The sequence below is a fragment of the Annamia dubia NIES-4383 genome (assembly GCF_055394725.1).
The window spans coordinates 1,162,982-1,179,623 of sequence record NZ_AP025630.1 but is presented as its reverse complement, the minus strand read 5'-3'; the positions used below and the strand labels follow the sequence as shown (position 1 = coordinate 1,179,623).

Below are 16,642 nucleotides of genomic sequence, written 5' to 3'. Positions count from 1 at the left end.
ATATTTTTATTAATATAATTAAACCAAAAAATATGAAGAAAATTTTAAATTTTACCCTAAGTACCACTTTCATGATAGCATCAGGTATGATGGGGCGAATTATGACCGTAAACGCTCAAATTAGCCAAAAATTAAACCTATCCTATCCCCCTCAAAACCATCAAACTACCGCCAATCACATCTTTTTCATTGGCACAGCCTCCCCCGAAGGTGACGTTTTAATTAATAATCAAAAAATACCCCGTAGTAATGCCGGCCATTTTGCGCCTAGTTTTCCCTTACAACTAGGAGAAAATCATTTTACCATTCGCCATCAAAATGAAGAAATAAATATTACAATTACCCGTTTAAATAATCAAATTGAAGTGCCACAGGGGGTAACATTTGCTAATAATAGTTTAATGCCTAATCTTGACATTAGTAAACTGCCCAATGAGTTAATTTGTTTTAGTGCCGTAGCCCCTCAAAACGGAGAAGTTTTTGTTAATTTAGCCAATCAGAAAATACCCCTATTTCCTCAACAACAAAATATCCAACTTCCTGAAAATTCAGCAGTTTTAACAGGTAATAATCAACCAATTTCATCTAATATTGAAACCTATCAAGGTTGTACAACTTTTTATCAAATTGGGGAATTAGGTTATCCTATTTTTAATCTTAACTTAAATGGACAAGAAAATCAACAACAAGGTACAGGAAAAATTAGTATAATTTCTCCCTATCATACCGTGATTGAAGTAATAGCTGAAAATGCCATTACTCGCACAGGTTCAAATAGTAATTATTCCCGTTTAACTCCCTTACCACAAGGCACAAGAGCATCTGTTATAGGCTCAGAAGGTGACTGGTTAAGATTAGATTATGGTGGATGGATTAAAAAAGAAGATACCAGAATTATTCCTAATGCCATTCCACCACAAACCATAATTAGAAGTATTAAAGCAGAAGAAAAAGAAGGACAAACTGATATAATTTTCCCTTTACAAACACCCGTACCAATTAATATTAATCAGGGTAGTAACACTTTAACTTTAACCCTTTATAATACCATTGCCCAAACTGATACAATTTATATAGATGATGATCCCTTAATTGAAAGATTAGACTGGCAACAAATTACCCCTAATTCTGTACAATATACCTTTCATTTTAAAACAGATCAACAATGGGGTTATAATGTCAAATATGATCAAACAAGTTTAGTGCTTTCTTTGCGTCATCAGCCCCAAATTAATAGTCAATCTTTATCTGATGTTACTATCTTATTAGATCCTGGCCATGGTGGCTCAGAAAGTGGAGCGATTAGCCCAACAGGTTACGCCGAAAAAGATGCAAATTTAGTTATTTCTCAATTATTAAAACAGGAATTAATTAAGAGAGGAATTAAAGTTATAATGACAAGAGAAAGTGATCAAACTTTATCATTAAATGAGAGAATTAATATTATTAATCAAACTCAACCAACTATTGCTATTTCTTTACATTATAATGCTTTACCCGATCAGGGAGATGCGTTAAATACAAGGGGAATAAGTACATTTTGGTATCATCCCCAAGCCCATTCTTTAGCGGTTTTTTTAGAGAATTATTTAGTGGAAAATTTACAGCGTAATTCCTATGGAGTATATTGGAATAATTTAGCTTTAACTCGTCCCACAATTGCGCCCTCGGTGCTGTTAGAATTAGGTTTTATTATTAATCCTGAAGAATTTGAATGGATTTCTAATCCTAATAAACAACAAAAGTTAGCTGAAGTTTTAGCTGATGGGATCGTTCAATGGCTTGTCAATCAAGGTTAAAATACAATTATTAGTTTAATTTAGATTGGAAAGGGTAGGGGCTTTTAAAGTTTTTAAAAATATTTATATATTATGTTAAATTTATTAGAAAAATTAGTTAATCAAAATCATCTTAATTTAGCAGAATTAGAGTTATTATTATCTGATGAATTGACCATTAAAAATAATCCCTTTAATCTTAATCAAAATAATGCTTTAGAACAAATTAAAATTAGGGCTAATTTATTAATTAATTTATATCCTGAAATAGTTAATCTTTGTGATCAATTTAATTTGAAAAATCAAGAGTTAATTCTTAAATTATTATGGAATTTATGGCTACCTTTAGCTTTACAAATTGCCCAGAAAAAAGCAAAATCAAATCAAGTTTTGATTCAAGGAATTTTAGGCAGTCAAGGTACAGGAAAAACAACTTTAACTAAAATTTTAATCTTAATTCTTGAATTTTTAGGTTATCAAACTATTAGTATTTCCCTTGATGATTTTTATAAAACCTATCAAGAAAGACAAGAATTATTAACATTTGATCCCCGTTTAATTTATCGAGGCGCTCCTTTAACCCATGATCTTAAATTAGCTTTAAATTTATTTAATAGTTTAGAAGACAAAAATATCACTCAAATTTTAATCCCTCGCTTTGATAAATCGGCTTATCATGGCATAGGAGAAAGAAGTCATTTTGAAAGTATTAATAAACCTGATATTATTTTATTTGAAGGTTGGTTTGTTGGTGTAAGATCAATAGATGAAAGTAATTTTGATCAGCCCCTTGATCCTATTTTAACAGCAGAAGATCGCCAATTTGCTAAAGATAATAATGAGCGTTTAGGGGAATATTTGCCCCTCTGGGAAAAATTAGCTAGTTTAATTATTTTATGGCCTCAAAATTACCGTTTTAGTTTACAATGGCGTAAGGATGCTGAACAAAAAATGATCGCTGAGGGTAAAACGGGAATGGGCGATCGAGAAATAGAAAATTTTGTTAATTATTTCTGGCGATCGCTCCATCCTGAATTATTGATTAAACCTTTAACTAAAAATCCTAATTTAGTTGATTTAGTCATTGAAATTAATCAAGATCATTTACCTGAAAAAATTTATCAACCGTAGAGACTTAACATGGTATGTCTCGATAATAAATATTTAAAATTATTGATCAAAAATTATTATTAATGTTTACAGGTTTAATTCAAAGTTTAGGTAAAATTGAAGCTTCTAATGAAGATCAATTTATTATTAAAATTGACAAAGATCAACCCCAAATTATACTTAAAGATTTAGAAATAGGTGATAGTGTGGCGGTTGATGGGGTTTGTTTAACAGTAGAATCAATTTTAAACAATGGTTTTATTGCCACTGTTTCTCCTGAAACTTTAAAACGTACTACTTTAGGTCAAAAAAATCAAGTTTCACCTGTTGTTAATTTAGAAACTTCTTTAAGAATGGGAAGTAAATTAGGGGGGCATTTTGTAACAGGCCATGTGGATGGAATAGGCTGTTTAAAATCATCAATTAAAACCGATCAAGCATGGGAATTAATTTTTACCTTTCCCCCTCTTTTACAACAACAATGGCAAGATTTTATAGCCCCCTATCTTGTTATTAAAGGCAGTATTTCTGTTAATGGTATTAGTTTAACTATAGCCGACTGTGATCCGTTAGGAAATTGGTTTAAAGTGGCGGTAATTCCTCACACTTATCATCACACAAATTTGGCTTATTTAAAAGTAGGAAATCTGGTTAATTTGGAGGGTGATATATTAGGTAAATATGTGGAAAAATTGTTAAAACATCATCAAATTACTAAACAACAAACTGAAAATATCTCATTAGAATTTTTAACAGAAAATGGCTACATCTAACCCCTATTCATGGCTAGAAAAATCCCTTGATACTATCAAAAAAGCTAACTGGTATCGTCAAGTTAAAACTATTGATAGTTTACCCGCTTCAACTATTACAATTAATGGCAAAAATTTGATTAATTTTGCTAGTAATGACTATTTGGGCTTGGCTGGTGATCCCAGACTGCAACAGGCGGCGATCGCAGCTATTGAAAAATATGGCACGGGTAGCACGGGATCACGTCTTTTAACGGGCGATCGCCCCTTACATCAAGAGTTAGAAAGCTCGATCGCCGCCTTCAAACAGACGGAAGATGCGATCGTTTTTAGTTCCGGTTATTTGGCGAACATCGGTACTATTACCGCCTTAGTGGGGGCAAAAGATTTAATTTTAGGGGATGAATATAATCACTCTAGCCTGAAAAATGGAGCAAAATTGAGCAAAGCCACGATAATTGACTATTTACACTGTAATATGGCTGATTTACGTCAAAAATTAGAGGAAAATCGCTCAAAATACCGCCGTTGTTTGCTTACCACCGACACGGTTTTTAGCATGGATGGTGATATTTGTCCTCTTTCTGAGCTTTTTGAGTTATCACAATCCTATGATTGTATGTTATTAGTGGATGAGGCTCATGGTACTGGTGTAATGGGAGCAACAGGGGCAGGAGTGGTAGAACAGTTTAATTGTACGGGGAAACCTCTGATTCAAATGGGAACATTAAGTAAAGCTTTAGGAAGTTTAGGAGGTTATGTAGCCGGAAGTAAAATTTTAATTGATTATTTGCGAAACCGTGCGGCCACATGGATTTATACTACAGGGTTATCCCCCGCCGACACCGCCTCGGCCTTAGAAGCTATTAAAATTATCGAAAAAGAACCGCAAAGACGGGCTAAATTATGGAAAAATGTAAACTCTTTAAAAGAAATATTTAAAGATATAAAATTATTACCCTCCCAATCTCCTATTATTTGTTTACCCTTAAAAACACCTGAAGAAGCCTTAAACATAGCAGAAATTTTAAAAAATAAAGGTATATTAGCTCCGGCTATTCGCCCTCCCACCGTACCCACAAGCCGGATCCGCTTTTCAGTGATGGCCACCCACAATCAAGAACAAATAAAAATGTTAGAAATATTAAAAAATAGACTTATTTTTTAACTTTAAATTTAACTTTAAAAAAGCCAGATTGAAAAAATTAAGCTTTTTTAATTAATCAACTACTCAATTTTTAAAAACCGCTAAATTTTCAACTTTTCTTAAGATTAATTACCTTAATTAATCTTATAATTAATAATCATAATTGTATTAAAATATTCAGCCAAAAATGACAGAATTAACCAATAATCAACAGGCGATCGCTCAACTATTAAACGAATTATTAAACAAAGAAGATCAAATTTTTGTACAAAAAACAATCATGGGCAAAACAGAAGCTTATTTAGGCTCAGTTACATTAGAATGGTTAGCAAATAAAGTGAAATTTGCCACGGAATTGCCTCTTTTTCAACAGAAATTTAATCAATTAAATAATAATATTATTCGAGATGCTCAAACCGTTGAAGAATTACAGCAACGCCCCTTAGACTGGTCACGTCAAGCGGATCTGGCTCAATATTTAATCGCTAGAAAAAATCATAAATTTCCCGCCATTTTAGTTGTGATGACTAGCCCTTGGGTTGATGATCCCCATAGCCCCCACTGGGATCAACAAGGTAGGGCGAAAACCTCTGTTACCTCTTTTCAAGCCTTAGACTCTCAAGGTGATCTGGGTTTATTAGATACCTCACAATCCTACTCTATTTTTGCCCTTGATGGTCAACATCGTTTAATGGGGATTCAAGGTTTAATTCAATTAATTAGTACAGAACAACTACCAAAATACAATAAAGAGAAAAAACCTACGGGTTTAATTATTAAATTAGAGGATATAATCAAAATTTATCAAATTAAGAAAGAAGATATTAAAAAATTAGTGAAAGAAAAAATCGGAATTGAGTTAATTCCGGCGGTAATTAAGGGAGAAACTAGAGAAGAAGCCAGAAGAAGGATTCGCTCCATTTTTGTTCACGTTAACTTAATGGCGGTGAATCTGAGTAAAGGGCAGTTAGCCTTATTAAATGAGGATGATGGCTTTGCGATCGCCGCTCGAAAAATAGCGGTTGCTCATCCTCTTTTACGAGATCAACAGGAGCGAAAACCCCGTGTTAACTGGGATAGTGCAACGGTAGCCAGTAAATCTACGGTTTTAACCACACTTCAGGCTTTACAGGAAATGGCAACTAAATATTTAAGTTATCCCTTTCCCCACTGGAAACCCTCAGCAATCGGCTTAATTCCTCTGCGTCCAGAATCAGAGGAATTAGAGGCAGGGTATCAACTATTAAATCAACTTTTTGATCATTTAGCCAAACTGCCCAGTTATCAAAGGTTAGAAGATAGTGATACCCCTGAGTTAAGGCGTTTTAGTCAGGAAAAAGGAGGAGGAGAGGGGAATATTTTATTTCGCCCCGTTGGTCAAATTGCGGTTGTTCAGGCGATCGCTATGTTAAAATTTGTACATCAATTAAGTTTAGAAATAATTTTTAAAAAACTATCACAATATGATCGAAATGGAGGCTTTAGTGGGATGGAATATCCCCAATCTTTATGGTATGGAGTCTTATATAATGGCAATAAAAGGAGGATTCAAGTATCAGGAAAAGATTTAGCCAGTAAATTATTAGTTTATTTAATAAATGGCTCAGAAGACCAATTAGAAAAGGCAAAATTGAGACAAAATTTAGCATTCGGTAGAAGTATTAATGACCATCAATCTATTGATTTTAATGGCAAAATTATTAATTCAAAAAATATTCAATTACCCGATTGTTTATAATATTTTGTTCTAATATAGCAGTTCTAAATTAGTCGTGACAAAATTTGGAGCAGAGTCTTTTCAAAGTCGGGGTAAAAAACAATTATTAGTTCAATAAATTGAACGATTTATGTTAGCAATAAAATTAATTTCATTGCGAGTTAATTCTTAAAAGTTGACCCTGAAAGTATTAATCTCCCCTTGAAATCAATTTCAAGGCTAATAGTGATCGTTCAATAAATTGAACTCATTTATAAAAATGGCATAAGGTAACAAATCAAATTTTATTTTTGACTAATACTTAATTGATAAGTTTTAGGTTGATTTTCCATTAACATAACTTCAATAATATAATCACCTTTTTCTAAAACAATCTCTTTTAATTCACCATTAGTAGAATTAGATAAACTTTTTTGATTACTTTTATTAATAATTGAAAGTGAAATTTCCCGATCTTTAGTAACAGGATTTAATTTAAAATTAAAAATAGTCTTTTCATTAACTTGAGCCTGATATTTTTTAGTTTTAATCTCAGGAGATAAAGCAATATTTTGATCTATAACTTTTGAAGAACCAGCCTTAATTATTATTACTTGATTATCCGGTAAACCTGTTACAATCATAGGAGGTTTAATAACTTCTTGAGGTGTTTTAGTGGGTGTTGGTGTCGTAGTGGGTGCGGGAGTTATCGTAACTTGATTTGTAACTTGATCAGAAGATTTTAAAAATTGATTAGTTAAAATTTCTAATTGATTTGTAATCGTTTCACTATTTAAACCTAAAGCCGAAGCAACTAAAGCAATTAAGCCATATTTATAACGATTAAATTGACCAATAAAATGTTGTTTAAGTAAAGATTTTTCTTCAGAAATAATAGTTTCAACCTTAACTTTTTTCTTTTGAGAATTAACAGGTAAAAATTCATTGCGATGACGGTTACAAAATTGACATTGATCCTGATAATTAATTACTTCAGGATGAAAACCCCCATATTCCAAGCCCCCCGTACATTTCCAAGGGCTATTATTTATTTCATTTGTCTCCTCAACCATAATTTTAATGTCTCCTTTGCTCCTACTTTTAAATAGTTTATCATCATTAGTTTAACTTAATTTAACAAATTTAATAAAAAAATAAGATATTTTTGCACAAAAATCTGTTAACCTCAAAAGTAGAATTAATTAAAAAAAACATAGATTATTAATTACAATGATGGAAAAATTATACGAAGGTAAAGCCAAAATTATTTATCCTACGGAAAATCCTCATATTTTCTTAAGTTATTTTAAGGATGATGCAACCGCTTTTAATGCCCTCAAAAAAGGTCAAATTAAAGGTAAAGGTGTAGTTAACTGTGTCGTATCTTCCGCTTTATTTCAATGGTTAGAATCCCAAGGTATTTTAACACATTTTATTGAACAAATTAGTGACAATGAAATGAAAGTTCATGCCGTTAAAATTATTCCTTTAGAAGTAGTAATTAGAAATATTGCCGCCGGAAGTTTATGTAAACAAACGGGTTTATCCCAAGGTAAAATATTACCGTTTCCTTTAGTTGAATTTTATTTAAAAGATGACGCTTTAGGAGATCCTTTATTAACTAAAGACCGGATTTTAATATTAGAAATAGTTACGGAGGAACAATTAGAAAACTTAAAACAAACAGCATTAAAAATTAATCAATATTTACAACAATTTTTCAATTCCTGTCAGATTACCCTAGTAGATTTTAAATTAGAATTTGGTTTAGATCAACAAGGAAATTTACGATTAGCCGATGAAATAAGCCCCGATACTTGTCGTTTATGGGATCAAACTCAAAGCGATCCTACAGGTAAAATAATGGATAAAGATCGTTTTCGCCAAGATTTAGGAGACGTGGAATCAGCTTATCAAAGAGTACAAGAAAGGGTATTAAATCAGCTTTCAACTATTAATAATTAATTATTGATTATTGGTACAGGCACAATACCTGTACCACTTCTGACTTTTTCTTGACATCGTGTAAAAATAACACTATAATAAAAGTGTAAAAAATACACAATCAAGAGGTAATGGCTATGTCTGAGTCAATCAATATTAACAGTCTGTTTCAGTCGGCACATCAAGACGGTTTGCTCTCCACCGCCTCTTTACAAGCATTAGATGTGAATGATATTGGGCTACAAATACAGGCAGGGCTAGGCATCAGCGTAGATGATGTGATGTCTTCGGAGGTGGTACTTGTTACCATTATGCCCGATGACTCCGGCTCGATCGTCTACAGTAAAAATACTCAAGCCGTGCGTGGAGGTCATAATGCGGTTTTAGATTCTTTAAGTCAATCAAAACAGAAAGATAACATTTTAATTCACAATCGTTATCTCAATGGCTTTGTTTTATATCCCTATTGTCCCATTGATCAGGCCATTCGGATGGATACGAAAAATTATAACCCTAACGAGGGTACGCCCCTTTATGATCAAACTTTAGTCTTACTGGGTACAGTTTTAGCGAAAACTCAGGAATTTTCTGATAACGGTGTACCAGTGCGATCGGTAACATTAATTATTACTGATGGGGCGGATGCCCATTCCGTTAAAGCTACGGCTAAAACTGTAGCATCAGTAATCTCTGATATGCTACGCTCAGAAAATCATATTATTGCCGCAATGGGTATTGATGACGGTTACACCGATTTTCGTCAAGTCTTTAAAGACATGGGCATTAGAGAAGAATGGATCCTAACCCCTGCCAATAGTGAAAGTGAGATTCGTAAAGCCTTTCAAATCTTCTCTCAGTCAGCCGTAAGGGTATCCCAAGCGGCCGGCAATCTTAATTCTTTAGGAGGTTTTGGGAGTTGAAACAATTTCTAAATAGCTTAAAAGCCAATTAACAGCAGTAGCACGGCGAGTATGTCTAGGAGTAAAAGTACCAATTTTATATCCTTTAAACCCTAATTTTTCCTTTAATAATTGTTTATTAGGTTTAGGAATGGAACGAGTTAATTTAACCGTTGGGGGACGATTAGCGATAAAATCAGGAGGCAGTGGATATTCTTCAAACCAACTAGGATCACAGCCAATAAAATCATATTTTTGCGTATGATCATTAAAGCGATAACCTAAGTAATACCACAATAATTGATTAACGGTTTGATCGTCTATTTCTTCATTCAAAATAGCCCAGAATGTTTGATCATTTAAAGGAGGTAAATTTGACATTGTTTATTATCGGTTAGAATTAACTATTAATGATTTATTATTAATGATTAATTGTCAATTGTAAAGTCGTGATAAACTTGTTATAATACTCACATAGCAGACCTAAAAAGAGTTAACTTGATTGGCCAAGATTAATTTAGAACTGCTATATTTCAATTTTTAAGCTATTAATTTAACTGATCTAAACCGTGTTCAAAAAAAGTTTTTCTCCTCTCACCTTATCTCTAGCCAGTAGTTTACTACTCACTGGTTTTGTTTTTCCCTCTTTAAGTTATGCTCAAACTAATCAACCTTTATTAATTGCCCAACGTAATAATAACACTCAACAATTAAGAGAACTCCTTAGACAAGCAAAAGAATATGTGGACGCAGGAAGATATAATGAAGCCATCTCATTATATCAACAGGCTTCCGTTTTAGACCCTCAAGACCCGAAAATTTTTTCAGGGATCGGTTATTTACAAGCCCAACTAGGTAATTTTCGAGAAGCGGCCAATGCCTATCAAGAAGCGGTTAATTTAGACCCTAATAATGCTAATTTTTATTATGCACTCGGTTATAGTTTGGCTAATGGTGGCGATAATAATGGGGCAATAAACGCTTATAATCGATCCTCTCAACTTGCTCCTAATAATTTACAAAATTATATCGCTTTAGGTGCAATATATTTAAGCCAAAGTAATTATAATGGAGCAATTAATGCTTATCAAAGAGTGATTGATTTAGAACCTAATAACATAGACGCTCATGTATTAATCGCAAAAGCTCTGATTCAAGAACAGGATTATTCAGAAGCAGTTAATTTTATTCAAGACGCAATTCGTCAATTTTCTAATAATAGTGATCTTTATTTACAATTAGGAATTGCTTATATTAAGCAAGGGAATATAGATCAAGGGATGAATGCCTTAGATCAAGCTACCCGTCTTAATCCTAACAATGCACAAGTATTATTAACGATCGCTCAGATGTTAAAAGCTCAGAATAATTATGAGGATGCTTTAGAGGCTTATCAGAGGGCTTTTCGCCTAAATCCTCAATCTATTGATGCACAAGCAGGAATCGGTGAAATTTATTTAGCACAGCAAAATTATATTTATGCCATTGTCAGTTATTTAACTTTAGCCGATTTAGCCCCTAATGATCCGGGAGTTTATTATAATTTAGCTTTAGCTTTAAGGGGGCGTAACCGCAATCAAGAGGCGATCGAGGCCTTATCTAAATCCTTACAATTATATCAAAATGAAGGCAATACTCAAGGAGCAAGACGCGCCCAAGAATTATTAAATCAGTTAAGAAATTAATTATTATTGATCACTCACTGGTCACTGTGTTAGCCCGTGTTTGAGAGCAAAACGCACCAACTCGGTGCGACTATTAGTATTAGTTTTGCTGAATAAACGGCTAACATATTTTTCCACATTGCGCACACTGGTATTTAATTCCTTTGCAATTTCTTTATTCATTAAACCCTGTGCCACTAAGTCTAAAACACTTTGTTCCCTTGGAGTTAATTCCACAGCGATCGGACTAGGAGTAGTAGTTAAAACCGACTGAGAGCCTAATAATCTTTTAATATCCTTAACTTCCTGAAATAACTGCCCTAACTGATCCTGATTAACATTTGACTCCGTTTGAATTTTGCGCCGTTGTAAAATATTTTTAACCATAGCCACCAACTCATCAGGATCAAAAGGTTTTGGTAAATAACCATCACATCCCGCCTCATAACCTTGAATGCGATCGCTGGTCATGCCCCTTGCCGTCAGAAAAATAACCGGAAGATTTTTAAAATAAGGATCATCGCGTAACTGTTGCAGAAACTCATAACCATCCACTTGAGGCATCATAATATCAGAAATAATTAAATCAGGACTTTCCATTTGTAAACATTGCCAAGCCTCTTGAGCATTACTAGCTAAAGTTACCTCAAATTCTTCATCTTCTTCTAAATAAGCCTTAACAGAAGTACGCACCCCCGGCTCATCATCTACTAATAAAATTTTATCTTTGTCTGTTTCTGAATCAAGATTGGACATAAAAGTTAAAAATTAATTACTAAAATTGCCAACTTTTATTATATCATTTTAATTGTAAAATTAGTCAACTCAAAGAATTTTCTACATTAAAGAATTTTCTCAAAGCTAAAATTATTTTTAATAAAAGAAACCCATGAATCAAAATAAATTACCCCTTAATCAAGAAATTTGGCAAAACACATTAAATTGGTTTCCCAATCAAGAACAACAACAAAAATTAGAGCAATTATATCAACAAATTATTCAAGGAAATCAACAACTTAACTTAACTAGAATTACCGATGATCAAGAATTTTGGGAAAAACATTTATGGGATTCTTTAGCCGGAGTAATTAATCAAGATCAACTAATTAAGATTAACCATAATTTAAACGTAATTGATATTGGGACAGGAGGAGGTTTCCCCGGATTGCCCTTAGCCATTATTTTCCCCCATTGGCAACTAAAATTATTAGATTCTACCCAAAAGAAAATCATCTTTATTGAGTCAATTTTACCAATTTTAAAATTAACAAATGTACAAACATTAATCGCTAGAGTAGAAGAAATAGGCCAAAATAAACAACATCGTCAACAATATGATTTAGCTTGTATTCGAGCCGTAGCAGATGTTAATGTTTGTGCAGAATATGTTTTACCCTTATTAAAAATTGGTGGGAAAGGAATTTTATATCGAGGCCAATTAACAGAAATTGAGCGGGAAAAATTAACTAAAGCTTGTCAAATTTTAGGGGGTAAAATCACCAAAATTAATAATTTTAAAACGCCGTTAAGTCAAGGGATCAGACATTGTATTTATTTAGAAAAAATTAGTAATACTAAACCCCAATATCCCAGAAAAATAGGTATTCCCAAACAACAACCCTTAGCATAATTCAGTCATTGATTAAAAGCCTTAATTGTTAAAATTAACTTGTTATTGTATCATGACAATAAAGAATTATTAGCAAAAATTCAAGCCCAATTAAATCGGGTTGATCCCATTAATCAACAAAGATCAATCAACAATCAACAGTAGTAAATAGGCTATAATCAATCAGAAAAATAGGTTTTAATTTTCAATGAGTCAAATTTATCATTTACATCAACTTAAAAATTTAATTGATCTTTTTCCCGAACAATGGCGGCCATTAGTATTAACTAATGGGTGTTTTGATTTAATTCATGTAGGCCATTTACGTTATTTAAAAGAAGCCAAAAATTTTGGTAAAACTTTAATCATCGGTTTAAACAGCGATCGCTCCGTTAAAAGTATTAAACCTTATGATAATATGGGGGTAGCCCGTCCCATCATTCCAGAAGAACAAAGGGCAGAAATTTTAACCCAACTTAAGCCCGTAGACGGTGTAGTTTTATTTGAAGAAAATACTGCTTCTAATTTAATCGAAATTTTACAGCCAGATATTTATGTTAAAGGGGGAGACTATACCCTCGAAACTTTACCCGAAACTCCCTTTGTACAGGCCTACGGAGGCGAAATTAAATTAATTGACATTGAAATAGGCACTTCCACCAGTAAAATTATCCAAAAAATTTTAAATCAACAACCCCCTAACCCTGAAGGGTAGGGCTATCGAAACAAACCCTGCCTACACAGGCTTCAGCCTTAATGAAATCAGTATTACAGACTTTTTTCATCACTCATCTTTCATCACTCATCGTTTCTTCTAAATAATTTACAATAGATCACAAAATAAGATAAAATACAGGATCTGTTTAGGACAAAAAAAGTCTATATCAGATAAATTATAAAATCCGTGAGACTATGTGATCATAGTCGCACCTAAAACTGTCTAAAAATCAACTCTATAGTGAACCATGATTGGTTCTCCAAGTAAAACTAGATTAAAGTATGAAAAAAGATCTCACTAAATACCGTAATATAGGCATCTTCGCCCACGTTGATGCTGGTAAAACCACGACAACTGAACGTATTTTAAAACTCACTGGTAAAATTCACAAAATTGGTGAAGTGCATGAAGGTGCGGCCACTACCGACTTTATGGAACAAGAACAAGAGCGTGGAATTACAATTCAATCTGCGGCCACTACTTGTTTTTGGAAAGATCACCAATTTAATATCATTGATACCCCCGGCCACGTTGATTTCACCATTGAAGTTTATCGTTCTTTAAAAGTTCTCGATGGCGGTATTGGTGTTTTCTGTGGCTCTGGTGGCGTTGAGCCTCAGTCCGAAACTAACTGGCGTTATGCTAATGATTCTAAAGTAGCTCGGTTGATCTATGTCAATAAATTAGACCGTACCGGAGCGGATTTTTATCGAGTAGTTAAGCAGGTTAAAGAGGTTTTAGCCGCTAAACCTTTAGTGATGGTATTACCCATCGGTATTGAAACTGATTTTAAAGGTGTGGTAGATCTTTTAACTCGTAAAGCATGGCTTTGGGATGAATCTGGAGACCCCAATGCCTATACTATTCAAGATGTTCCGGCTGATATGGTGGATGATGTGGAAGCCTACCGTGAAGAATTAATCGAAACCGCCGTTGAGCAAGATGATGATTTAATGGAAAAATATCTTGAGGGTGAGGAAATTTCCATCGAAGATATTAAGAAATGTATCCGTAAAGGTACTCGTGATATGTCTTTCTTCCCTACCTATTGCGGTTCTTCCTTTAAAAATAAAGGGGTTCAATTAGTTTTAGATGGTGTAGTTGATTATTTACCTAATCCCACCGAAGTTAACCCCCAACCGGAAACTGATATTGATGGTAATGAAACCGGAAATTATGCGATCGTTACTCCTGATAGACCTTTAAGAGCTTTAGCTTTCAAAATTATGGACGATCGCTATGGTGCTTTAACCTTTACCCGTATTTATTCTGGTATTTTGAAAAAAGGCGACACTATTCTCAATACTGCCACAGGAAAAACTGATCGTGTGGGCAGATTGGTGGAAATGCACGCTGACTCCAGAGAGGAAATCGAATCGGCTCAAGCGGGTGATATTGTGGCGATCGTGGGGATGAAAAACGTCCAAACTGGTCATACCCTTTGTGATCCTAAGGATCCCGCCACCCTAGAGCCAATGGTATTCCCTGATCCGGTGATCTCCATCGCCGTTAAAACCAAGCAAAAAGGTGATTCTGAGAAATTAGGTTTAGCTTTAGGTAAAATGGTACAGGAAGATCCCTCTTTCTATGTGGAAACGGATCAAGAAAGCGGTGAAACCATTATTAAAGGGATGGGTGAGTTACACCTTGATATTAAAGTAGATATTCTCAAGCGTACCTACGGCGTAGAAGTGGAAGTAGGTAAACCCCAAGTAGCTTATCGTGAGTCCATCACCAAGGTTATTAACGATAGTTACACCCATAAGAAACAGTCCGGCGGTTCTGGTCAATTCGGTAAAATTGATTATACCATTGCACCGGGCGAAGCTGGAACGGGCTTTGTCTTTGAATCTAAAGTAACTGGTGGGAATGTTCCCCGTGAATATTGGCCAGCGGTGCAAAAAGGTTTTGAAAAGAGCATTGTTAAAGGTGTGTTAGCTGGTTATCCCTGTGTGGACTTAAAAGTTACCTTAACCGATGGTGGTTATCACCCCGTTGACTCTAGCGCGATCGCCTTTGAAATTGCGGCTCAATCCGCTTACCGTCAATCTATTCCCAAGGCTTCACCTCAGTTATTAGAGCCGATCATGAATGTGGATGTATTCACTCCCGATGATCATATTGGGGATGTAATCGGTGATCTTAACCGTCGTCGTGGTATGATTCAATCCCAAAGTAGTAATCCCATGGGAACAAGAATTAAAGCCCAAGCACCTTTAAGTGAAATGTTCGGTTATATTGGCGATTTAAGAACCATGACTTCGGGACGTGGACAGTTTTCCATGGAATTTTCCCACTATGCACCCTGTCCCAAAAATATTGCCGATGAGGTGATTAAAGAAGTTAAAGAAAGAGAGTTAGCGGCGGCTAAATAAGAAGTCTATTTTTCTTTCAAAATTAAATTAGTTTCACCCTACTCTAAACCCCCCTCCCCTGCAAGGAGAGGGGTTTTACATTAAGAAAAGGCGAATTATAAAATAAATTAGATGATTTTCTCTTTTTTTCAACAATCAGATTTATAATCAAACAGGGAATTATACTCATTTTAATTTTTCTGAATTTCTTTAAAATGGGGGTGCAATACCCATGTTTGAGTTTATTGTCAATATTTTTAAAACACAACCATCAACTAATCCCCAAGCACCCGTTGACTTAAATTATCGGCACTTAGATCAAAAAGCCACTGTCACAACCAAAATCGCACCCAATCAACCCGGCCGGGTTTATTATCATGCTACCTATTGGTTTGCGATTTGTGAACAGGATGTTATCCTCGAAAAAGATACTCCAGTTTTTGTTAAGCAACGCAAAGCTAATCTTTTAATTGTTGAACCTTTTGCCTGTGAAATAATAAGAAAAACCAATGATTAAATCAGGTTATGATTGTTTTTTTAAATATAATTAACTAATCAAAAGTTCTCCGTATTTTTACGGAGAGTATATAATGGGATCAGGTGCGAAACCATTGATCTATATTGATCTTTCAAATGCCAACTATGAACAACCTAATTTCCTTAACTACTCTTTCGGTTTGCTTGATAACAGGACAATTATTTTGCCCTCAATTCGCTCAAGCAACCACTAAAATTGATCCGCAAAATCCCATTCCTCTCAATGAAGTTGTTGTTTCTACTTCTGAGCAAATGTCTCACAATGGGAAAAGAGTTTTATCACAAAATAAAGATGAGGATCTTCCCGATTGCACAGAAGACTGTTCTAATGCAGGGGTAGAAGGTGGCGGTGGCGGTTAATTTAACTTAACCTTACCTCTCCCTAAAAGACGATTAACTCATCAAAATTTAACGAAACATTTATAATTTGTACT

16 protein-coding genes are annotated in these 16,642 nt (G+C 34.1%); 13 read left to right on the top strand and 3 right to left on the bottom strand.

Going from position 1 to position 16,642, the window contains the following annotated elements:
* Positions 1–32 precede the first annotated feature (32 nt).
* From Anndu_RS05365 to Anndu_RS05345, 5 genes are all read left to right on the top strand, one after another.
* Positions 33–1,799, top strand: a complete 1,767-nt coding sequence (locus Anndu_RS05365) for an N-acetylmuramoyl-L-alanine amidase (RefSeq protein ID WP_464103385.1) — start codon at positions 33–35, stop codon at positions 1,797–1,799.
* Between the two features lie 72 nt (positions 1,800–1,871).
* Positions 1,872–2,909, top strand: a complete 1,038-nt coding sequence (locus tag Anndu_RS05360; protein ID WP_464103384.1) for a glycerate kinase — start codon at positions 1,872–1,874, stop codon at positions 2,907–2,909.
* Between the two features lie 62 nt (positions 2,910–2,971).
* A complete protein-coding gene (gene ribE / locus Anndu_RS05355) occupies positions 2,972–3,661 on the top strand; it encodes a riboflavin synthase (protein ID WP_464103383.1) in 690 nt (229 codons plus the stop codon).
* Complete coding sequence (gene bioF / locus Anndu_RS05350; RefSeq protein ID WP_464103382.1) at positions 3,648–4,808, top strand: 8-amino-7-oxononanoate synthase; 1,161 nt, start codon at positions 3,648–3,650, stop codon at positions 4,806–4,808. Before ribE ends, bioF begins: the two co-directional genes overlap by 14 nt.
* Before the next feature lie 166 nt (positions 4,809–4,974).
* A complete protein-coding gene (locus Anndu_RS05345; RefSeq protein WP_464103381.1) occupies positions 4,975–6,525 on the top strand; it encodes a DGQHR domain-containing protein in 1,551 nt (516 codons plus the stop codon).
* A gap of 263 nt (positions 6,526–6,788) precedes the next feature.
* On the opposite strand, the gene Anndu_RS05340 is transcribed toward Anndu_RS05345, so the two are convergent.
* Entirely contained in the window at positions 6,789–7,556 is a 768-nt protein-coding gene (locus Anndu_RS05340; RefSeq protein ID WP_464103380.1) for a hypothetical protein, read from the bottom strand.
* 160 nt (positions 7,557–7,716) lie between these two features.
* Here Anndu_RS05340 and purC point away from each other — a divergent pair, with 160 nt between their 5' ends.
* Together purC and Anndu_RS05330 are read left to right on the top strand one after the other, a co-directional pair.
* On the top strand, positions 7,717–8,448 hold the full coding sequence (gene purC, locus Anndu_RS05335; RefSeq protein WP_464104038.1) for a phosphoribosylaminoimidazolesuccinocarboxamide synthase: 732 nt from the start codon (positions 7,717–7,719) through the stop codon (positions 8,446–8,448).
* A 116-nt stretch (positions 8,449–8,564) separates the two neighbouring features.
* Entirely contained in the window at positions 8,565–9,347 is a 783-nt protein-coding gene (locus Anndu_RS05330) for a hypothetical protein (RefSeq protein WP_464103379.1), read from the top strand.
* On the opposite strand, the gene Anndu_RS05325 is transcribed toward Anndu_RS05330, so the two are convergent.
* On the bottom strand, positions 9,327–9,707 hold the full coding sequence (locus tag Anndu_RS05325; protein WP_464103378.1) for a DUF1823 family protein: 381 nt from the start codon (positions 9,705–9,707) through the stop codon (positions 9,327–9,329). The two genes, Anndu_RS05330 and Anndu_RS05325, sit on opposite strands and share 21 nt — an antisense overlap.
* Positions 9,708–9,895: 188 nt before the next feature.
* Here Anndu_RS05325 and Anndu_RS05320 point away from each other — a divergent pair, with 188 nt between their 5' ends.
* The gene (locus Anndu_RS05320; protein WP_464103377.1) at positions 9,896–11,011 is read left to right on the top strand and encodes a tetratricopeptide repeat protein; all 1,116 of its coding nucleotides are present in this window, start codon (positions 9,896–9,898) and stop codon (positions 11,009–11,011) included.
* Positions 11,012–11,032: 21 nt separating this feature from the next.
* On the opposite strand, the gene Anndu_RS05315 is transcribed toward Anndu_RS05320, so the two are convergent.
* On the bottom strand, positions 11,033–11,746 hold the full coding sequence (locus Anndu_RS05315) for a response regulator (protein ID WP_464103376.1): 714 nt from the start codon (positions 11,744–11,746) through the stop codon (positions 11,033–11,035).
* A 133-nt stretch (positions 11,747–11,879) separates the two neighbouring features.
* Here Anndu_RS05315 and rsmG point away from each other — a divergent pair, with 133 nt between their 5' ends.
* The 5 genes from rsmG (at position 11,880) to Anndu_RS05290 (ending at position 16,568) form a co-directional block, all read left to right on the top strand.
* Positions 11,880–12,620: a 16S rRNA (guanine(527)-N(7))-methyltransferase RsmG gene (gene rsmG / locus Anndu_RS05310; protein ID WP_464103375.1), complete on the top strand. Its 741-nt coding sequence runs from the start codon at positions 11,880–11,882 to the stop codon at positions 12,618–12,620.
* Between the two features lie 187 nt (positions 12,621–12,807).
* Positions 12,808–13,314: an adenylyltransferase/cytidyltransferase family protein gene (locus Anndu_RS05305; protein WP_464103374.1), complete on the top strand. Its 507-nt coding sequence runs from the start codon at positions 12,808–12,810 to the stop codon at positions 13,312–13,314.
* Positions 13,315–13,598: 284 nt separating this feature from the next.
* On the top strand, positions 13,599–15,692 hold the full coding sequence (gene fusA, locus Anndu_RS05300) for an elongation factor G (RefSeq protein WP_464103373.1): 2,094 nt from the start codon (positions 13,599–13,601) through the stop codon (positions 15,690–15,692).
* Positions 15,693–15,903: 211 nt separating this feature from the next.
* Positions 15,904–16,188: an NfeD family protein gene (locus Anndu_RS05295; RefSeq protein WP_464103372.1), complete on the top strand. Its 285-nt coding sequence runs from the start codon at positions 15,904–15,906 to the stop codon at positions 16,186–16,188.
* A 125-nt stretch (positions 16,189–16,313) separates the two neighbouring features.
* Positions 16,314–16,568, top strand: a complete 255-nt coding sequence (locus Anndu_RS05290; protein WP_464103371.1) for a hypothetical protein — start codon at positions 16,314–16,316, stop codon at positions 16,566–16,568.
* Positions 16,569–16,642: the final 74 nt, after the last annotated feature.